The organism is Microbacterium sp. W1-4-2 (assembly GCF_058349885.2).
Genome location: NZ_JBYRJC020000003.1, coordinates 157,154 through 176,470, shown reverse-complemented (window position 1 = coordinate 176,470; position 19,317 = coordinate 157,154). Strand labels below are relative to the sequence as shown.

At 69.6% G+C, this 19,317-nt stretch carries 15 protein-coding genes and 1 tRNA gene; 9 read left to right on the top strand and 7 right to left on the bottom strand.

The features are described 5' to 3' along the window. Positions 1-35 precede the first annotated feature (35 nt). The 4 genes from mqo (at position 36) to AC3RX0_RS13445 (ending at position 4,327) form a co-directional block, all read left to right on the top strand. Positions 36-1,493: a malate dehydrogenase (quinone) gene (gene mqo, locus AC3RX0_RS13460; protein WP_491506504.1), complete on the top strand. Its 1,458-nt coding sequence runs from the start codon at positions 36-38 to the stop codon at positions 1,491-1,493. A gap of 14 nt (positions 1,494-1,507) precedes the next feature. Beyond that, positions 1,508-2,152: a thymidine kinase gene (locus tag AC3RX0_RS13455; RefSeq protein ID WP_491506503.1), complete on the top strand. Its 645-nt coding sequence runs from the start codon at positions 1,508-1,510 to the stop codon at positions 2,150-2,152. 202 nt (positions 2,153-2,354) lie between these two features. Beyond that, the gene (locus AC3RX0_RS13450; protein ID WP_491506502.1) at positions 2,355-3,071 is read left to right on the top strand and encodes a FadR/GntR family transcriptional regulator; all 717 of its coding nucleotides are present in this window, start codon (positions 2,355-2,357) and stop codon (positions 3,069-3,071) included. Then, entirely contained in the window at positions 3,071-4,327 is a 1,257-nt protein-coding gene (locus AC3RX0_RS13445; RefSeq protein WP_491506501.1) for an alpha-hydroxy acid oxidase, read from the top strand. The genes AC3RX0_RS13450 and AC3RX0_RS13445 overlap by 1 nt, the downstream gene beginning before the upstream one ends. Before the next feature lie 24 nt (positions 4,328-4,351). Here AC3RX0_RS13445 and AC3RX0_RS13440 read toward each other — a convergent pair whose 3' ends face one another. The 3 genes from AC3RX0_RS13440 to AC3RX0_RS13430 form a co-directional block, all read right to left on the bottom strand. After that, entirely contained in the window at positions 4,352-5,107 is a 756-nt protein-coding gene (locus AC3RX0_RS13440) for an HAD-IIB family hydrolase (protein WP_491506500.1), read from the bottom strand. Positions 5,108-5,156: 49 nt separating this feature from the next. Then, positions 5,157-5,230 (bottom strand) — tRNA-Pro (locus tag AC3RX0_RS13435). Between the two features lie 60 nt (positions 5,231-5,290). Further along, a complete protein-coding gene (locus tag AC3RX0_RS13430; RefSeq protein ID WP_491506499.1) occupies positions 5,291-7,645 on the bottom strand; it encodes a transglycosylase domain-containing protein in 2,355 nt (784 codons plus the stop codon). Positions 7,646-7,779: 134 nt separating this feature from the next. On the opposite strand from AC3RX0_RS13430, the gene AC3RX0_RS13425 reads away from it, so the two are divergent. Then, a complete protein-coding gene (locus tag AC3RX0_RS13425; RefSeq protein WP_491506498.1) occupies positions 7,780-9,657 on the top strand; it encodes a penicillin-binding transpeptidase domain-containing protein in 1,878 nt (625 codons plus the stop codon). Here the strand turns inward: AC3RX0_RS13425 and AC3RX0_RS13420 are convergent. Beyond that, positions 9,638-10,579 carry a metallophosphoesterase gene (locus AC3RX0_RS13420; RefSeq protein ID WP_491506497.1) on the bottom strand — a complete coding sequence of 314 codons (942 nt, stop codon included), beginning with the start codon at positions 10,577-10,579 and terminating at the stop codon, positions 9,638-9,640. The genes AC3RX0_RS13425 and AC3RX0_RS13420 overlap by 20 nt on opposite strands. Before the next feature lie 10 nt (positions 10,580-10,589). Then, positions 10,590-13,259: a transglycosylase domain-containing protein gene (locus tag AC3RX0_RS13415; protein WP_491506496.1), complete on the bottom strand. Its 2,670-nt coding sequence runs from the start codon at positions 13,257-13,259 to the stop codon at positions 10,590-10,592. 96 nt (positions 13,260-13,355) lie between these two features. Between AC3RX0_RS13415 and sp36 the strand changes: the two genes are divergently transcribed. Continuing rightward, complete coding sequence (gene sp36, locus AC3RX0_RS13410; protein WP_491506863.1) at positions 13,356-13,571, top strand: Sp36 family protein; 216 nt, start codon at positions 13,356-13,358, stop codon at positions 13,569-13,571. Between the two features lies 1 nt (position 13,572). Next, a complete protein-coding gene (locus tag AC3RX0_RS13405) occupies positions 13,573-14,034 on the top strand; it encodes a RidA family protein (RefSeq protein ID WP_491506495.1) in 462 nt (153 codons plus the stop codon). A 231-nt stretch (positions 14,035-14,265) separates the two neighbouring features. On the opposite strand, the gene AC3RX0_RS13400 is transcribed toward AC3RX0_RS13405, so the two are convergent. After that, positions 14,266-14,916, bottom strand: coding sequence for a TOPRIM nucleotidyl transferase/hydrolase domain-containing protein (locus AC3RX0_RS13400; protein WP_491506494.1), 651 nt, complete (start codon positions 14,914-14,916; stop codon positions 14,266-14,268). A gap of 16 nt (positions 14,917-14,932) precedes the next feature. Next, positions 14,933-16,900, bottom strand: a complete 1,968-nt coding sequence (gene acs / locus AC3RX0_RS13395) for an acetate--CoA ligase (RefSeq protein WP_491506493.1) — start codon at positions 16,898-16,900, stop codon at positions 14,933-14,935. Between the two features lie 464 nt (positions 16,901-17,364). On the opposite strand from acs, the gene AC3RX0_RS13390 reads away from it, so the two are divergent. After that, entirely contained in the window at positions 17,365-18,399 is a 1,035-nt protein-coding gene (locus AC3RX0_RS13390; RefSeq protein WP_491506492.1) for a TadA family conjugal transfer-associated ATPase, read from the top strand. Continuing rightward, entirely contained in the window at positions 18,390-19,274 is an 885-nt protein-coding gene (locus AC3RX0_RS13385) for a type II secretion system F family protein (RefSeq protein ID WP_491506491.1), read from the top strand. The genes AC3RX0_RS13390 and AC3RX0_RS13385 overlap by 10 nt, the downstream gene beginning before the upstream one ends. Positions 19,275-19,317: the final 43 nt, after the last annotated feature.

Genomic DNA, 19,317 nt, shown 5'->3' with positions numbered 1-19,317 from the left:
AAGACGCTCGGCTTCGCCCGGTAGACTGAAGAATTGTGACTGAAACCGTCGACGTCGTCCTGATCGGTGGGGGCATCATGAGTGCCACCCTGGGAACCTTTCTCCACGAGCTGCAGCCGGAGTGGAAGATCACGGCGATCGAACGACTGAGCCAGGTGGCCGAAGAGAGCTCGAACGCGTGGAACAACGCGGGCACGGGCCACTCGGCCCTGTGCGAGCTGAACTACATGCCGCAGGGGCCCGACGGCTCGCTCGACCCGTCCAAGGCGATCAGCATCAACGAGCAGTACCAGCAGAGCCGCCAGTTCTGGGCTTCACTCGTGGAGCGCGGCATCCTCGACGGCCCGAAGACCTTCATCAACGCCACCCCGCACATGACGTTCGTGCGCGGCGAGCACGACGTCGCCTATCTCAAGGACCGCTACGAGGTGCTCAAGCAGCAGCCGCTGTTCGAGGGCATCGAGTACAGCGAGGACTCTCGCGTCATCAACAAGTGGGCGCCGCTGCTGATGCAGAAGCGGGTCAAGGGCGAGCCGTTCGCCGCGACCCGCGTGCCCGCCGGCACCGACGTCGACTTCGGTTCGCTCACCCGCCAGCTGTTCGGGCACCTGGCCTCCGACGGCGTCGACGTGCGCACCAACACCGAGGTGCGCAGCCTCAAGCGGCAGAGCGACGGCACGTGGCTCGTGAAGTACCGCCGCGCGATCGGGCGCGCGCCGGGGCGCATCAAGGCGCGCTTCGTGTTCGTCGGCGCGGGCGGGTGGGCGCTCAAGCTCCTGCAGAAGTCCGGGATCGACGAGATCAAGGGCTACGGATGCTTCCCGATCGGCGGACAGTGGCTGATGACCAGCGACCCGGCGATCGTGTCGCAGCACCACGCCAAGGTGTACTCGCAGGCGTCGGTCGGCGCACCGCCCATGTCGGTGCCGCACCTCGACACCCGCGTCGTCGACGGCACGACTTCGGTGCTGTTCGGCCCGTTCGCCACGTTCAGCCCCAAGTTCCTCAAGAACGGGTCGATGTGGGACATCGTGACCCAAGTGCGTCCCGCGAACCTGTTCAGCATGCTGAAGGTCGCGTTCACGAACTTCGCCCTGATCAAGTACCTCGTGAGCGAACTCCTCAAGAACCACCACGCCAAGGTCGAGAGCCTGCGCACCTTCGTGCCGACCGCGAAGGACGACGACTGGAGGCTGCTGCAGGCGGGCCAGCGTGCACAGGTGATGAAGAACGGCAAACTGCAGTTCGGCACCGAGGTGGTCGCCGCCTCGGACGGCACGATCGCCGGCCTGCTGGGCGCCTCTCCGGGCGCGTCGACGGCGGTGCCGATCATGCTCGACCTGATGAAGCAGTGCTTCCCCGAGCAGTACGCGTCGTGGGAGCCGAAGCTGCGCGAGCTGATTCCGACGTACGGGCAGCGCCTGAACGGGCAGCCCGCGCTCGCCGACGAGACGATGACCGAGACCGCGCAGGCGCTCGAGATCAACCGCTGACCCGGGGCCGGCAGGTGGCCAAGCTCTACTTCCGCTACGGAGCGATGAACTCCGGCAAGTCCACGGCGCTGCTGCAGGCGGCCTACAACTACGAAGAGCGCGGTCAGCGCGTGCTGCTGGCCAAGCCTGAGATCGACACGAAGGACGCCGACCGCATCTCGAGCCGGCTGGGCGTGAGCCGCCCAGTCGACTTCCTCATCCGCCCGGGCGACGACCTGCGAGCGCTGTTCGCCCAGAACCGGGCGCGCGTACGGCGCGACGCCGAGGCGCTGATTCCGGCGCAGACGGATGCCTCGGCCGACGTCGCGTGCCTGCTGATCGACGAGGCGCAGTTCCTGACCCGCGAGCAGGTCGACGACCTCTTGCGGATCGTCGTGCTCGACGGCGTCCCGGTGCTGGCGTACGGCATCCGCACCGACTTCCAGACGCAGGCGTTCCCCGGCTCGCGGCGGCTGATGGAGCTCTCGCACAGCCTCGAAGAGCTCAAGACCATCTGCCGGTGCGGGCGCAAGGCGCTGTTCAACGCCCGGCTCGTCGGCGGGCGGTTCGTCTTCGACGGCGACCAGGTCGCGATCGACGAGCTCAGCGCCGAGCGCGTCACGTACGAGTCGATGTGCGCGGAGTGCTACCTGCGGGAGTCGGGCGGCCGCCTCAGCTGAGCTTCGGCGCGCTTCGCGCCCGCAGCCGGTTCACAACTCATCCAATCTGGGCCGTTCGGGCCCCGCAGAGGCCGAATCGGTGCCGAACGGGCCGACCTTGACGGAGTTATGAACGATGCGCCGTGCCGACCGGGGGAGCCCGGCGATCTTGTGTGGCCTGACCACAAGGCTCTATAGTGGTCAGACCACAGAAGGAGTCCGTGTGGCAGACAGCCCCGCCCGCGCTTGGCGCGTCGTGCTCGAGAAGATCGAGACCGATCTGCTCGACGGCGCCCTGCGCCCCGGCGACCACCTGCCGCCCGAGCGCGAGCTCGCCGCAGCCCTCGGCGTCGGCCGCTCGAGCGTGCGCGAGGCGCTGCGCGTGCTCGACGTGCTGGGCCTGATCCGCACGGCGACCGGGTCGGGCCCCAGCGCCGGCGCGATCGTGATCGCCACGCCCCAGGGCGGCATGTCGGCGCTGCTGCGGCTGCAGGTCGCCGCGCAGGGCTTCCCGATCGACGACGTCGTGCGCACGCGCGTCATCCTCGAGTCCGCGGTGGCCGAGACCCTCGCCGCCGGGCAGGCGCCGCTGGCCGAGGCGACCACGGTGCTCGAAGCGATGGATGCCGCAGACCTCGCGCCCGGGGAGTTCCTGGCGCTGGACGCCCAGTTCCATCTCGCGCTGGCCGAGGCATCCGGCAACACCGTGGTGGCCGCGACCATGGCGGGGCTGCGGATGGCGATCGAGTCGTACGTCGTCGCCGGGGCCGAGCGCATCGACGACTGGGATGCCACGGCCGCCCGCCTGCGGGTGGAGCACCGTGGCATCGTCCAGGCCATCGGCGACGGCGACGCGGCCCGCGCCCGCGCCGCCGTCGCCGACCACATCACCGGCTACTACGCGCATGCCGGCCTCACCCGCGACGGAAAGGACCCCTGATGGTCACCCGACAGCTGCCGAACCCCAAGGAGCTCCTCGAGCTCATGCAGTTCAAGAAGCCCGAGTTCAACGCGCGCAAGCGCCGGCTGGACGCCGCACTGACGATCTACGACCTGCGCACCATCGCCAAGCGCCGCACCCCGGCGGCCGCGTTCGACTACACCGATGGTGCCGCCGAGGGCGAGCTGTCGATCGCCCGGGCCCGGCAGGCGTTCGAAGACGTCGAGTTCCACCCCGGCATCCTCAAGCCCGCACCCACGGTCGACATGTCGTGCGAGATCCTCGGCGGTCGCTCGGCACTGCCGTTCGGCATCGCGCCCACCGGGTTCACCCGCCTGATGCAGACCGAGGGCGAGGTCGCCGGGGCAGGGGCGGCGGGAGCGGCCGGCATCCCCTTCACGCTGTCGACGCTGGGCACCACGTCGATCGAGGGGGTCAAGGCGGCGAACCCGCACGGGCGCAACTGGTTCCAGCTGTACGTCATGCGCGACCGCGAGATCTCATACGGCCTGACCCGCCGTGCCGCCGAGGCCGGCTTCGACACACTGTTCTTCACGGTCGACACCCCGGTCGCGGGCGCCCGTCTGCGCGACAAGCGCAACGGGTTCTCGATCCCGCCGCAGCTGACGCTCGGCACGATCGTGAACGCGATCCCGCGGCCGTGGTGGTGGATCGACTTCCTCACCACGCCCAAGCTCGAGTTCGCGTCGCTGTCGACGACCGGGGGCACGGTCGGCGAGCTGCTGGACGCGGCGATGGACCCGACCATCTCGTACGACGACCTCGAGGTGATCCGCGGCATGTGGCCCGGCAAGATCGTCATCAAGGGCGTGCAGAACGTCGAGGACTCGAAGAGGCTCATCGACCTGGGCGTCGACGGCATCGTGCTCTCCAACCACGGTGGGCGCCAGCTCGACCGGGCGCCGATCCCGTTCCGGCTGCTGCCCGAGGTCGTCCGCGAGGTCGGCAAGGATGCCACCGTGATGGTCGACACCGGGATCATGAACGGCGCCGATGTCGTGGCATCCATCGCCCTCGGCGCGAAGTTCACGCTCATCGGGCGCGCGTACCTGTACGGGCTGATGGCCGGCGGCCGCGCCGGCGTCGACCGCACCATCGCGATCCTGCGCACCGAGATCGAGCGCACGATGAAGCTGCTCGGCGTCTCGTCGCTCGCTGAGCTCGAGCCCAAGCACGTCACGCAGCTCACGCGCCTGGTCCCCGTCGGGCAGCCCGCGTCGGTCGTCACGCGCTGAGCGCCCCGCAGCCCGGGCGCCGGGCTACAGGGTGGGGATGATGCCGTCGAGGTAGTCGGCGGTGTCCTCCCAGCCCGTGACGGCCTGGCAGCGCACACCGAGCGCGAGCACCGGATAGTCGTTGCCGTCGGGGTCGAGCCGGTCGCCGACGAACAGCATGTCGTCGAGGGGGATGCCGGTCTGCTCGGCCAGCTGCCGCATGCCGTAGGCCTTGTCGATGCCGCGGTGGGTGATGTCGACGCTCGTCGAGCCGCCGCTGCGCACCTCGAGATCGGGCAGGGCCGCGGCCACCGCCGCGCGCAGGGTGTTCTTCTTCTCGCCGGTGGGGTCCCACGCGGCCTTGGCCGCGAGGGGCGCGCGCTGCCCCAGCGCCGAGAACGTGATCTGCGATCCGCGGTCCTCGAGGATCGGGCCCCAGATCTGCGACTCCCAATAGCCGAGCCGGCGCGCTTCGCGCTCCACGGCGGCCAGGGCCCGCGCCTTCTCGTCGTCGGCGAGCGAATGCGCGTACACCGTGCGCACCCCGTCGCCGTCGAGGCGGTAGTACTGGGTGCCGCAGGTAGGCAGGAGGTGGATGCGGTGACGCACGGTCTCGGACGCATCCGGCAGCCGGTCCACGACCTGCGTCGTGAACTGCGTGAGCTGCCCGCCCGAGATGATCGCCACCTCGACCCGCTCGGCGAGGGCGATCAGCAGATCGGCGATGCGCGGGTCGATCGCGGCCTTGGACGGCGCGAGCGTGTCGTCGAGGTCGAACGCGATCAGGCGGGGAGCGGGCATGTCGGTCCTCTCTATGACAAAGGCCCCACCGAAGTGGAGCCTTTGATTGTCGGGGTGACAGGATTTGAACCTGCGGCCTCTTCGTCCCGAACGAAGCGCGCTACCAAGCTGCGCCACACCCCGTGGCAACCGTTCAAGTCTACCTGATCGGAACCGATGCTCCGAACCGCTGCGGCGCCGCGCTCATCCGTGGGAGTGCTTCCCCGGCTTGGACGGCGTGGGTTTCGGTGACGGCGCCGGGGCAGTGCTCGTGGTCGGCGACGGCGAGGGCGTAGGTGACGGCGAGCCGCCCTTGCCGCCCTTGTTCCCCTGGTGGCCGCCCGAGCCGGAGTAGCCTCCGGAGCGGACGACCAGCTTCGGATCGGGCGCCGGCAGGGCCGAGCCCGGATAGTACTTGTCGGCCGCGCTCTGGATGGCCATCGACATCGGATACCGGATGTCACCGAGGTCGTTGCCGCGGTAGTAGTGATGGAACAGGTCGAGGTTCGCGTTGCCGCGGTCGTCGGTCGTGCCCGACCAGACCAGCGACGTCATCGCCGTGCTCGAGGTGATCAGCCAGGTCTGCTCGCCGTTGTGGGTGCCCGTCTTGGCGAACAGCGGCGTGCCGTCGTGCGGGTTCGCCGTGACGGCCGTGCCCAACGGCGGCTTCACCACGCCCTGCAGGGCGTAGGCGGCGGTCGCTGCGATCTTCGGGGCGATGACCTGCTTGCACGTGCGCTTGGGAACGGGAAGGTCTTTGCCGTTCGCGTCCGTCACCCGTGCGATCACCCGTGGCTGGCAGAACACGCCCTTGTTGGCGATCGCGGCGTACGCCCCGGCCATCGCGATCGGCGACACGGCGTTCGATCCGATCACCGAGCCCAGCGTGTTCATCAGCACGGGGCCGCTGCCGTCGGCCAGCGTCACGCCGAGCTTCGTGGCATCCTTCATCACATCGCACAGGTCCAGCTTGCTGGCCATCGACAAGTAGCCCGAGTTCAGCGACTGCGCGGTGAACTGCATCGGCGTCCCGAAATACCCCGCCTCGTTGCGGTAGTTCGGGATGATGACGTCACCGAGGTTGTTCCAGTCGCCCTGGCACGAATTGGTGATGTGCGGGATGACGCGCGGGTAGCCGTTGACCACCTGGTTGAGCGAATGGCCCTTCTGCAGCCAGTCCAGCAGCGTGAACAGCTTGAACGACGATCCCGCCGGAAAGCCGGTCGAGCCCTGTCGTGCGTCGCCCGCGTACACGATCGAGGTCGAGGGGGAGTCCGGTGACGACGAGATCGCGCTGTAGTCCGTGTTCTGCGCGAGCGACATGATGTCGCCGGTCGACGGCTGGATGTTCACGATCGTCGAGCCGTATCCGAACCCCTTCTGCGACTTCGGTGCGTACTTCGACTCCGTCGCCTGCGCGACCTTCTGAAGCCGCCAGTCGAGCGTCGTGTAGATCTTGAGGCCGCCCTGTCGCAGCGCCTGATCCCGAGCCGCGGCGGTCGCGCCGAAAGCCGGATCGTTGCGGATGATCGAGGTGACGTACGCGCAGAAGTACTGCACTGTGGTGGCCGCGCACCCGGTCTTGGGCGGCGTGATGTGCGGGACGATCGGAGCCTTCACGGCCGCGTCGTACTGCGCGTGTGAGATCTTGCCGCCGGCGAGCATGCGCCCCAGCACATACTCCTGGCGCTGCTTGGTCTCGGCGTAGTGGTTCGCGGCCCCGTTGGCCTTGTTGTTCTTCTCGTCGATGCGATACGTGTTCGGGTTCTGCACCATGCCGGCGAGGGTGGCCGCTTGCTCGAGGGTCAGCTTGCTCGCGTGCACCCCGAAGTAGTACTCGGATGCCGCTTCGATGCCGTAGGTGACGCCGCCGAAGTTCGCGATGTTGAGGTAGGCCAGCAGCACGTCGTTCTTCGAGTACTTCTGGGCGATGGCGATGGCGTACCGCATCTCCTGCAGCTTGCGGGCATAGCCGTCGGGGCCGCTGGCGTTCGTCGCCTGGTCATAGCAGGTCTGGATTGCGGCATCCCTCTGCGGCTGCGTGAGCTTCTTGTCGTTGACCGACGCATAGCAGTCCTGCACCAGCACGTTCTTGACGTACTGCTGGCTGATCGACGAGCCGCCCTGGATGCTGCTGTCGCCGCGCAGGTTGGACAGGAGGGCGCGCGTCGTCCCGAGCAGGTCGATGCCGCCCTCGTCGTAGAAGCGCGGGTCCTCGCTGGAGAGGATCGCGTCGAACATCACCGGCGCGACCTGGTCCCACTTCACCGGGACGCGGTTCTGGTCGTAGAACTCGGTCAGCTCCTGGTAGGTGCCGGTCTTCGGGTTCTTCGCATACAGAGTGGTCGGAAGCTGGAGCGGATTGATCTGCAGGTCGCTGGGCAGGCTGTCGAACGTGTTGATCGCGGTCGTCGCCGCAGCGCTGGCCATCGCCACGGCCGGAGTCATCGCCGCCGCGATTAGGATGCCCGCGACGGCGCTGAGCGCGAGCAGACCCAGCACGCCGCCGATCACGCCGGACGCGTGCCGCCTCTGGTCGGGGGACGTATCGCGGGACACCCTGACCACGCTATGCCTTGACTCTGTGGGCTGGGTGGATGTTCTGAATGCCGCGGCTCGGCGTACGGCCCGGCACCCCCGAAGTCGAACATCGTGTTTTGACTTACGACCAGCCGACCCTGAGCATTGGCTGTATGCGGACAGACTCCCGGCCCGGTTGGATACGTCGTCTCGTCGGGGCGGCCTCCGTGTGCGCGCTCGCGTTCTCGCTCTGCGCGTGCAGCGCCATCGATCAGCCCGACACGAAGGCGCTCGGCAACGCGCTGGTCTCCGGCGACTTCAGCAAGGTGCGCCTGAGCGGTACCACGGCGGCACAGGTGGACGAGCAGTATTCGGACATCGTGGCGGGCCTGGGCAAGATCACGCCGGCTGTGAAGATCGACGCACCGAAGGTCGAGGACGACCACGGCAGCGCCCGCGTGCATTGGAGCTGGCCGGTGGGGGCCGGCGACTGGACCTATGCGTCCACGGTCAAGCTCACGAAGAAGTCCGGAAAGTGGTACGTCGACTGGACGCCGTCCGTCATCCAACCGGACCTTGCCGCCGGTGACGTGCTGCGTCGCACGACCGAGGCGCCGCCCCGCGCCGACATCCTGAGCGGTTCCGGCCAGGCGCTGATCACCGGTCGCCCGGTCGTGATCTTCGGCATCGACAAGAGCCAGGTGACGCCGGAGCAGGCGGTGACGTCCGCCGCGGCGCTGGCCCGGGTGGTCGGCGTCGACGGCAAGGACTTCGCCGCGCGCGTGTCCGGCGGAGGCGCGAAGCAGTTCGTGCAGGCGATCACCTACCGCAAGCAGGAGGCGCCCTCGACCGCCGAGCTGCGCGGCATTCCCGGCGCGCTCGCGATGCCGAGCACGTTGCAGCTCGGCCCCTACCGCGGCTTCGCCGGCCCGGTGCTCGGGTCGGTCGGCCCGGTCACCGCCGAGATCATGGAGAAGAACCCGGGCACGTACCAGGCCACCGACACGGTCGGGCTCAGCGGACTGGAGCAGCGCTACGACAGTCGGCTGCGTGGAACCCTCGGGGTGCAGATCAGCCGGGTGCCGCAGAGCGGAGACGCGACCAAGCTGTTCACGGCCGAGCCGAAGCCCGGGGCACCGCTGCAGACGACCCTGGACGAACGCCTGCAGCGCATCGCAGAGACGGCGTTGCGCGACATCGGTCCGGCCAGCGCTCTGGTGGCGATCCGCCCCAGCGACGGTGCGATCCTGGCGGCGGCGAACGGCCCCGGGACCGGCTCGTTCGACGCGGCCCTGAAGGGACAGGTGCCCCCGGGGTCGACGTTCAAGATGTTCGACACGCTGGCGCTTCTGCGTGCCGGTCTGACCGCCGACTCGAAGGTCGACTGCACGGCCGATGCCGTCGTCGACGGGTATCGCTTCGTGAACGACACGTGGTACCCCTCTTCGGCGCTCGGCCGGATCTCGCTCAAGACGGCCATCGGCCACTCCTGCAACACCGCGATGATCAACGCCCGCAGCACGATCGGCGAGGTCGCCGCGACCGCGCAGAGCCTCGGGTTCGGCGTCGGCGAGATCCCGGGCACGGACAGCTTTCCGGGACGGATCCCGCAGGCTTCGTCGAACACCGAGGCCGCCGCCGACGTGATCGGGCAAGGCAAGGTGCTCGCCTCACCGGTGGTGATGGCGGCCGGGATCGCCTCGATCCAGGCCGGTCGCACCGTCGTGCCGATGCTCTTCCCGTCTCAGCCTGGCAAGCTGCCTGACGGCGTGAAGCCGCTGACCGCCGACGAGGCGAAGCAGCTCAAGGACATCTTCCGGCAGCCGGTCGTGGACGGCACCGCCACCATCCTGAAGGACGTGCCCGGAGCGCCCGTCATCGCGAAGACCGGCACTGCCGAGTTCGAGCGGGACGGCAAGACGATGGTGCACGCCTGGATGGTCGCAGCGCAGGGCGACCTCGCGGTGGCCGTCTTCGTCGACACGGGCAGCAGCGGCGCCGATACGGCGGGGCCGATCGCGAAGAGGTTCCTCAGCGGGGCAGCAGGGTGATCAGGGTCGCCTCGGGCCGGCACGCGAAGCGCACGGGGGCGTAGATCGAATGGCCGATGCCGGCGCTGACGTTCAATGGCACGGTGCGGCCGTCGTGGGTCCACGAGCTGAGGCCCCGGGCCTGGTCGAGCGGGATGTCGCAGTTGGCGACCAGCGCGTTCGGCGAGAAGGGGATGCGCACCTGGCCGCCGTGCGTGTGGCCGGCGAACAGGGCGTCGGCGCCGAGGTCGATGAACGCGTCGAGCACGCGGCGGTAGGGGGCGTGCGTGACACCCCAGACGAGGTCTGCGCCGTCGCCGAGCCGTGAGACGGCGCCGGGCAGCACGTCGAGGCGGTCCCAGTCGCGGTGCGCGTCGCTGACGCCGAACGCGTCGATGCGCAACCCGTTCACGGTCAGCCTCGCGGCGGCGTTGTTCAGGTCGGTCCAGCCGAGATCGTCGTCCAGAAAGGCGTCGAGGGCCGCGGCATCCAGTGCGGGCGTCTCGACGACATGCCGAGACGGCCCCAGGAAATATTTGAACGGGTTGCGCGGCGCCGGTGCGGAGTGGTCGTTCGACCCGTGGACATACACGCCGGGGATGCCGCGGAACGGTGCGAATGCGCGCTTGACGCCCTCGAGCCCGGTCGCGTGGCCGAGGTTGTCGCCGGTGTTGACGATGACGTCGGGGCGTTCGGCGGCGAGCGATGCGATCCAGCGCTGCTTGCGATGCTGCCACGGCGCCATGTGCGCATCGGAGAGGTGCAGGATGCGGATCGGCTCGGCGCCGGGCGGAAGCAGGCGCAGCGTGTGCCGACGCACGGTGTACAGGTGCCGCTCGATGCCGATGCCCCACACGGCCGCGCCTGCGCCGACCGCCCCCACCGTGCCGAGCACGGTGAGGGCGGCGCGGGCGGGCGAGCCGCGACGGTCAGCTGCTGTCATCGCGTCCCGTTCAGTGGCCCTTGCCGGGCGGCGGGATGATCCCGCCGCCGCCGGAGCCGCCGCCGCCCTTGCAGTCGGGCGACTGGTAGGTCACGGTGATCTTCTTCGACGGCCCGGCGATCGTCCCGGCGGCGGGATCCGTCGAGGTCACCCGACCGTCCCCACCTGGGTTCGTCTCGCACTTCAGACTCGTGTTCGAGAAGCCCGCGGCGCCGAGGATCGCGACCGCCTCGGCCGGCATGCGGCCGGTCACATCGGGAATGGCCTTGCCCTTGCCGGTGCTGGGACTGAGCGTCACGTTCGTGCCCGCCGCGACGCGACCGGCGCCCGGACTCTGCTCGGCGATCATGCCCTCGGTCTGGTCGGAGTCCACCGGCTTGCCGATCGTCACCTGGAAGCCCTTGCTCTTCAGCAGCTTCTGTGCGTCGTCCTGCGACATGCCCACCACGTTCGGCAGCGTGACCTTGACGGTGCGGAGCAGGTTCTTGTCGGGCTGCGGGAAGGCGCCGCCCTTGTAGTACTGGTCGACGGCGGCCTGAATGCTGCGGCCGAGGCTGAAGCGCGCATTGTTGAGCGAGACGCCTCTGAAGTAGTTGTGGTACAGGTCGACGTGACCCGTCACACTCCCGACCCAGTTGGCGGTCGTCACCTCGGTGTTCGAGGTCATCAGCCAGGTCTGGTACTCCTCGTGCGTACCGGTCTTGCCGATCACCGGGGTGCCGTCGTGAGGGTTGCCCGGCGCGCCGGAGCCGCCGGGCTGCAACGGTCCCTTCAGCGCGTACGCAGCCGTGGCCGCGACCTTGGGGTCGATCACCTGCGTGCAGGTGCGGTCCGGCAGCTTCATGTCGTTGCCCTCGGAGTCGACGATCTTGTCGATCACACGCGGCTGGCAGAAGATGCCCTTGTTCGCGACGGCGGCGTACGCGCCGGCCATGGCCATGGGCGAAACATTGTCGGATCCGATGATCTGGGCCGGTGCCGGCCTGTCCGCGGGCTTGCCCGTGCCGTCGGTGGTGAGCGGCAGCGGAGTGCCGTCGCCGCGGGTGATGCCCAGGCTCTTGGCCACGTTGCCGATGTCGCAGAGGTCGAGCTGTCGGGCCATCTCCATGAACCCGGTGTTCAGCGAGTCCTTCGTGAACCGCATCGGCGTGCCGTAGTAGCCGCGGTTCTTGTTGTAGTTCGGGATGTCGGCCACGGTGTTCCAGGTGCCGCCGGCGACGCACCGGTCCGTCCACGGTCCCCGGTCGTGTCTGACGCCGTCGAGCATCTGGTTCAGGGAGTGCCCCTTGTCGAGCCAGTCGAGCAGGGTGAACAGCTTGAAGGTCGATCCGGCGTTGAACCCGCCCGAGCCGCCGAAGGTCGTCGTGCCGGCGTAGACCATGCTCGTCTTGCCCTTGGCCTCGGCCGCGGGCGTGTAGTCGGTGTTCTGCGCGATCGCCAGCACGCGGCCGGTGGAGGCCTCGACGCTCACCGAGGTCGAGCCGAACGTCTTCGACTTGCTCGTGGTCGAGGCGCCCTTCAGGTCCTTCGGCACGTACTCGTCCTGCGCCTTCTGCGCGGCCTTCTGGATGCGCGGGTCGAGCGTCGTGTAGATCTTCAGCCCGCCCTTGTACAGCAGCTGGCGACGGTCCTCCGTCGTCTTGCCGAACGCCGGGTCGTTCATCATGGTGTCGGTCACGTACTTGCAGAAGAACGGCGCGCTGCTCGTGCCGCAGCCGGTGGTCGGGTTCGTGATCTTCGGCGTGATCGGCGCCTTGACCGTGTCGTCATACTGCTTCTGGGTGATCTTGCCGTCGTGCAGCATGCGGCCGAGCACATACTCCTGCCGCTGCTTGGTCAGCTTGAACCCGTCCTTCGTCGTGTTGACGGGTTTGCCGGCGCGGTCGGTCGTCGTGCCGTTGTCGCCCCGGTCGATCCGGTACGTGTTGGGGTTCTGCACCATGCCGGCCAGGGTCGCGGCCTGAGCGAGATTGAGCTTGCTCGCGTGCACGCCGAAGTAGTGCATGGCCGCGGCGTCGATGCCGTAGGTCGTGCCGCCGAAGTTGGCGATGTTCATGTAGCCGAGCAGGATGTCGTTCTTCGAGTACTTCTGCTCGAGCGCGATCGCATACCGCATCTCCTGCAGCTTGCGCTGATACCCCTCGGCGCCGCTGGAGTCCGTGGCCTTCAGCCAGCACTTGTTGAGATCCTGGTCGCTCTTCGCCTCCCAGTCGCACTGCTGCACGAGCACGTTCTTGACATACTGCTGGCTGATCGACGATCCGCCCTGGGTGTCCGAGCCGCCCTTGACGTTCGACAGGATCGCGCGCGTGGTGCCCATGATGTCGATGCCGCCGTGCTCGTAGAAGCGCGGGTCCTCACTCGACAGCAGCGCGTCGTACATGACCGGGGCGATCTGCTTGAACGACACCGGCGACCGGTTCTGGTCGTAGTACGTCGCCATCTTGACGGTCTTCTTGCCGTCCTTGTAATAGATCGTCGACGGCAGGATCTGCTTGCCGATGTTCAGCACGCTCGGCAGGTTGTTGAACATGTCGATGGCGCTCGTGGCGGCGGCACTGGTGACGGCGACGGCGGGGGTGACCGTGGCGGTGATCAGAACACCGGCGACCGTGCTCAGCCCGATGAGGCCCAGCAGTCCTCCGGCCACGCCGGTGGCCGTGCGTTTCGAGTGGGGCATAGGGTTGATGCTAGGGGAGATTGCTGGGCGAAGCCTCCAGGCGGTTCCCAAGAAAAACCCGTGACAGAAACCTCTGCGAAGGAGCGCTGCGCCGCGATGACCACCTGGGAGTACCTCACCACGCCGCTGGTGATCCACAACACCGCAGCCATCCTCAACAACTGGGGCAAGCAGGGCTGGGAGCTCGTGCAGGTCGTGCAGGGTCCCGAGGGTGGGCTCGTCGCGTACTTCAAGCGCCCCGTCGGCGGTGGTTCCGACAACGCCGGGTTGGATGCCGCAGCCCAGGCGGCCAAGCAGTTCGAAGGGAACTGACATGACCGTTTCGCAGACGCTCGCCGACCTGCAGATCACGCTTCCCGAGGTCGTGCCGCCGGTGGCGGCCTACGTTCCGGCGAAGGTGCACGGCGACCTCGTGTACACCGCGGGCCAACTGCCGATGGTGCAGGGTGCGCTCCCTGCCACCGGCAAGGTGGGCGCCGAGGTCTCGGCCGACGACGCCAAGGCGTACGCGCGGCAGTCGGCCCTGAACGCGATCGCCGCGGCGGCCGCCGCCGTCGGCGGAGTCGATCGCCTCACCGGCGTCGTCAAGGTCGTCGGGTTCGTGGCATCCACCCCCGACTTCACGGGGCAGCCCGGTGTCATCAACGGCGCCAGCGAGCTGTTCGGCGAGGTCTTCGGCGAGGCCGGCCGGCACGCGCGCAGCGCCGTTGCCGCACCCGTCCTTCCCCTGGATTCCCCCGTCGAGGTCGAGGTCGTCTTCAGCTTCAGGGCCTGACCCGCGCCTCACGCGGCATGCTCGCGCTGGGCGCGCCCGCCCTTCGGCACGCCCGCCCTTCGGCACGCGCGCGTCGGCGCGATCCTCGCGCGGAGCGAGGGGATCTCACGAAGCGAGGATCGATTCCATGCTCTTGATCCTCGTTTCGTGAGATGTCCTCGCCTCGAGCGAGGGCCCCGGACCCCGGCACCCGTGGCGTCGCCTGACTCGGCGTCATCGCAGCGCCGCCGCTCAGGGATGCGGGGGAGCGACGCGGGCCATCAGGGCGACGAGCGGGCGTGGCATCCGATCCAGAGGTGCGGCCTCGACGAGGATCTGCGCGTAGCGCAGCTTGCGGCGTGCCCCCGAGGCGATCCAGCGGCGCAGCTGCGCCTCGATCGGGCGCGACCGCCATGCGTGCTGGCCCTGCAGCCGGCGGAAGGCGTGCAGGTCATGATGCCGTTGCAGACACGCCTCGACGCGCTCGGCCCCGCAGGCGCGGATGAGCTCGTCCTCGAGATCGGCGGAGCACGCGAAGAACCCCGCGCGCTCGGGCGGATCGGCCGACGTGCCGAGCGCTTCGGCGATCAGCGCCCGGCGCACGACCGCTTCTTCGGCGATGTCGTACAGACCGCAGAACGAGACGACGGGATGCCGCGACCGCGCGGTGCGGATCGACGCGGCGAGCCCGTGCACGCCGCCGGTGGGCACGACGACGGCGTGCTGCGACGCCAGGTCGACGCCCTGCCGGCGGGCGAGCGTCTCGACGGCGATCTGGTCGCTCACGCCCTCGACGAGGACGACGACGCGCGGGTCGTCGAGCAGGTCGAGCGCCGCGTGGGATGCGACGGCGGCGGCAGGCCCGTGAGGGCAGTCCTCGGGAGCCCGCCGCCGCTCGTCCACGGCTGTGCGCTCTGCCCTACTTCACCTGCGCCGAGATGATGCTCATCACGGCGGTGTCGGCGAGGGTCGTCGTGTCGCCGACCTCGTGGCCGTCGGCGACGTCGCGCAGCAGACGGCGCATGATCTTGCCCGAGCGGGTCTTGGGCAGTTCGCTGACGATGTAGATGTCGCGCGGGCGGGCGATCGGGCCGATCTGCTCGCCGACCCACGATCGCAGCTGCCCGGCAAGGCCTTCGGGGGAGTGCTGCGAGAGGTAGCTCTCCTTGATGATCACGAACGCCACCACGGCCTTGCCGGTGGTCTCGTCGGCGGCGCCGACGACGGCGGCCTCGGCGACCGACTCGTGCGCGACCAGCGCCGACTCGATCTCAGTGGTCGACAGGCGATGGCCCGACACGTTCATCACGTCGTCGACGCGGCCGAGCAGCCAGACGTCGCCGTCCTCGTCCTTGCGGGCGCCGTCGCCCGCGAAGTAGTAGCCCTGGTCGGCGAACTTCGCCCAGTACGTCTCCTTGAACCGTTCCGGGTCGCCCCACACGCCGCGCAGCATGCCCGGCCAGGGCCGGGTGATCACCAGCAGGCCGCCGTTGCCGTTGTCGACCGGCCTGCCCTCCTCATCGACGACGTCGACCGAGATACCCGGGACCGGCACCTGCGCAGAGCCGGGCTTGGTGGCCGTGACCCCCGGCATGGGCGCCACCATCGCCGCCCCGGTCTCGGTCTGCCACCACGTGTCGACGATCGGCGTCGCGTCGGCGCCGATGACCTCGCGGTACCACATCCACGCCTCGGGATTGATCGGCTCGCCCACCGAGCCGAGCAGCCGCAGGCTCGACAGGTCGAACCTCTGCGGGATCTGGCGCCCGCTCTTCATGAACGAGCGGATCGCGGTCGGCGCGGTGTAGAGGATCGTGACACCGTGCTTCTGGATCAGCTCCCACCAGCGGCCGGGATGCGGCGTGTCGGGCGTGCCCTCGTACATCAGCACCGTCGCGCCCAGCGCGAGCGGGCCGTACACGACGTAGGTGTGCCCGGTCACCCATCCGATGTCGGCGGTGCACCAGAAGACGTCGGAGTCGGGGTGGATGTCGAGGGTGTACTTGTTCGTGAAGACGGCCTGGGTCAGGTATCCGCCCGAGCTGTGCACGACGCCCTTGGGCTTGCCGGTCGTGCCGGACGTGTAGAGGATGTACAGCGGGTTCTCGGCCGGGAACGCCTTCGCCTCGTGCTCGGTGGGGGCGGCGTCGACCACGTCGTGCCACCACAGGTCGCGGTCCTCGGTCCAGTCGATGTCGTTGCCGCCGCGCTTGACGACCAGCACGTGCTCGACGGTCTCCTGGGCGCCGTGGCCGCGGTCGGCCAGTGCCATGTCGACGGCGGGCTTGAGCGCCGACACCTTGCCCTTGCGGTACCCGCCGTCGGCGGTGATCACCAGGCGCGCGGCCGCGTCATCCACCCGCGAACGCAGGCTGTCGGCCGAGAAGCCGCCGAACACGACCGAGTGGATCGCGCCGACGCGGGCGCAGGCCAGCATCGCGATGGCGGCCTCGGGGATCATCGGCATGTAGATGGCCACGCGGTCGCCGTGCCCGATGCCCAGCGACTCGAGGGCGTTCGCCGCCTTCTTCACCTCGGCGGTCAGCTCGGCGTAGGTGATGCGGCGCTCGTCGCCCGGCTCGCCTTCGAAGATGATCGCCACCCGGTCGCCGTTGCCGGCCTCGATGTGCCGGTCGAGGCAGTTGTACGCGACCGAGAGCTCGCCGTCGTCGAACCACTTCGCGAACGGCGGGTTCGACCAGTCGAGGGTCTGTGTGAACGGGGTCTGCCAGTGCAGCAGATCGCGCGCCTGCTCGGCCCAGAAGCCCTCGCGGTCGGCCGCGGCGCGCTCGTACAGCTCGGCCGTGCCGTTGGCCTCGGACGAGAACCCGGATGACGGGGGGAACTCGCGGTTCTCGTCCAGCAGGTGATCGATCTGACTGCTCATGTTGCGCTCCTTCGCGGTGGGCGTGAGGTCGGGCGACTCCGCACCGAGGCCGGGGTCAATCTACTCCCGGGGTCAGGATGCCACTACCGCCGATAGTGGGTGCCGGATATGACACGTGTCATGCCCCAGCCCGCATGATTCCGGGCTTTTCATGAGGAAATCATCACTCGATATATCACTCGATGGCGAGGGAATGTGTTTGGTGCTAAACCCCAAAAGTGCGTAAGCTCAGCAACGGCCGAACATTCGATTCTGGCGTTGCAGCACCCGACCACCCCCCGACTGTGGTGCTGCGTGTGGCGGCATCCCATTCCCCCCATGGGATGCCGCCCTCTTCTGTTCTGCGGACCGCGCGTCTCGACTCTCCCGCATCGCCTCCTCCCCAGTGCCGCGCGCGCGGCGAGCTGTCCACGGATGTCTCGTGCCGGCCCCGCCGGCCCCCTTCGGCTCCCTAGATTCGGGGCATGCCCGAAGCGTTCGTCGTCCGCCCGAGACCCGGCCATGCCGTCGCACAGCCGGTCGACCCGGTCGCCGAGCGCGCCGCAGCCGCACCGGCGGAGGCCGGGCCGCGGCATCCCACCCTCGCGGTGCTCGCGCCCTTTCTCGACGACCCCGACGTCACTGACGTGTTCGTCAACGGCGACGACGGCCTGTTCGTCGACCGCGGTGACGGGGCCGAGCGCATCGCACGATGGCGCGCCGGCGAGGCCGAGGTGCGCGAGCTGGCGGTCGCGCTGATCGGCCTGGGCGGACGGCACGTCGACGACGCCCATCCCTGCGTCGATGTGCGGATCGAGGGCGGCATCCGCGTGCACGTCGTGCTGCCGCCCGTCGCGCGCGGCGGCACGCTGATCTCGATCCGCGTGCCCCGTGCGCAGGCGTTCGACCTGGCCGCGCTCGAGCGCCGCGGCGCGATCGACGCCACCGGGCGCGTCCGGCTCGAAGGGCTCATCGCCGCGCGCGAGAACATCCTGATCACGGGGGCCGCCGGCACCGGCAAGACGACGCTGCTGGGCGCGCTGCTGTCGCAGGTGCCGGCGACCGAGCGGATCGTGACGATCGAAGACGTCGCCGAACTGCGCATCGCCCATCCGCACCACGTCGCGCTCGAGGCGCGGCAGGCGAACCTCGAGGGCGTCGGCGGCGTCGGGCTCGCGCAGCTCGTGCGCGAAGCCCTGCGCATGCGGCCCGACCGGATCGTGGTGGGCGAATGCCGGGGAGAAGAGGTGCGCGAGCTGCTGAGCGCGCTGAACACCGGCCACGACGGCGGCGCCGGATCGCTGCACGCGAACGGCCTCGCCGACGTGCCCGCGCGCCTCGAGGCGCTGGGGGCTCTCGCGGGGATGGGCGACACGGCGCTGGCGCGGCAGGTCGCCAGCGCCATCGGCGCCGTCGTCCACCTCGAGCGCGGCGTCGACCGGGTGCGCCGGGTCGCGGGCCTGGGCCGACCCATCGTGCGTGACGGGCGGCTCGCGATCGAGGAGCAGAGATGGGACTGAGACGACACCCGCCGAGCCCGAGTTGTCCCGACGCGGGCACCGTCCTGCGCCTGGCGGTGCTGCTGCAGGCCGGCATCGCCCCGTCCGCGGCGTGGCGCCATCTGGCGGCGGCCGGCGACGCCGCGGCGGGCAGCGTGTCGGCGCGGATCGAGGCGGGCGCCGACGTGGCCGCCGCGATCGGCGCGCAGGGCGCGGGCTGGGCGGATGTCGCAGCCGCCTGGCGCATCGCCGAGGGGGTCGGCGCCCCGTTGGCCGGCAGTCTGCGCGGGATCGCCGCCGCGCTCGACGACAGCGACCGATCGCGCGCCGAGGTGCGCGTGGCGCTGGCCGAGCCGGCCGGCACCGCCAAGCTCATGTCGTGGCTGCCGCTGGTGGGCGTCGCCCTGGGCGCCGCTCTCGGGTTCGACACGCTGCGCACGCTGGTTGCGACCCCGGCCGGCGTCGCCTGCGCGGTCACCGGGCTGGCGCTGATCCTCATCGCGCGCCGGTGGAGCGCAGCGCTCGTCCGCCGTGCGGAGCCCGACGGTTCGGTCGCCGGCATCGCCGCCGACCTCTTGGCGATCGCGCTGTCGGGCGGCGTCTCGATCGACCACGCGCAGCGCATCGTCGGCGAGGCGGGCGCGGGAGACGTGGATGCCGAGACCCGCGGCATCCTGTCCCTTTCGCGATCGGCCGGCGTCCCCGCCGCCGAGCTGCTGCGGGCGGGCGCGGCCCTGGCCCGTCACCGCGCCCGCACCGACGGGCGCCTGCGCGCGGCCCGGCTGTCGTCGCGCCTGCTCGTGCCGCTGGGCGCGTGCACCCTGCCCGCGTTCCTGCTGCTGGGCGTCGCCCCCATGCTGCTGAGCGTCCTGAGCGCGACGCCGCTGTCGCTCTAGGCCGTGCCCCGTAGAGACCGTGCCCATGAAGACCGTGCCCATC

What these genes read in the sequence shown, in the direction of transcription:
- AC3RX0_RS13445 (WP_491506501.1), top strand. Translation starts at nt 3,071, where the DNA reads ATGGTCACCCGACAGCTGCCGAACCCCAAGGAGCTCCTCGAGCTCATG.
- AC3RX0_RS13440 (WP_491506500.1), bottom strand. Translation starts at nt 5,107, where the DNA reads ATGCCCGCTCCCCGCCTGATCGCGTTCGACCTCGACGACACGCTCGCG.
- AC3RX0_RS13425 (WP_491506498.1), top strand. Translation starts at nt 7,780, where the DNA reads ATGCGGACAGACTCCCGGCCCGGTTGGATACGTCGTCTCGTCGGGGCG.
- AC3RX0_RS13420 (WP_491506497.1), bottom strand. Translation starts at nt 10,579, where the DNA reads ATGACAGCAGCTGACCGTCGCGGCTCGCCCGCCCGCGCCGCCCTCACC.
- AC3RX0_RS13415 (WP_491506496.1), bottom strand. Translation starts at nt 13,259, where the DNA reads ATGCCCCACTCGAAACGCACGGCCACCGGCGTGGCCGGAGGACTGCTG.
- sp36 (WP_491506863.1), top strand. Translation starts at nt 13,356, where the DNA reads ATGACCACCTGGGAGTACCTCACCACGCCGCTGGTGATCCACAACACC.
- AC3RX0_RS13405 (WP_491506495.1), top strand. Translation starts at nt 13,573, where the DNA reads ATGACCGTTTCGCAGACGCTCGCCGACCTGCAGATCACGCTTCCCGAG.
- acs (WP_491506493.1), bottom strand. Translation starts at nt 16,900, where the DNA reads ATGAGCAGTCAGATCGATCACCTGCTGGACGAGAACCGCGAGTTCCCC.
- AC3RX0_RS13390 (WP_491506492.1), top strand. Translation starts at nt 17,365, where the DNA reads ATGCCCGAAGCGTTCGTCGTCCGCCCGAGACCCGGCCATGCCGTCGCA.
- AC3RX0_RS13385 (WP_491506491.1), top strand. Translation starts at nt 18,390, where the DNA reads ATGGGACTGAGACGACACCCGCCGAGCCCGAGTTGTCCCGACGCGGGC.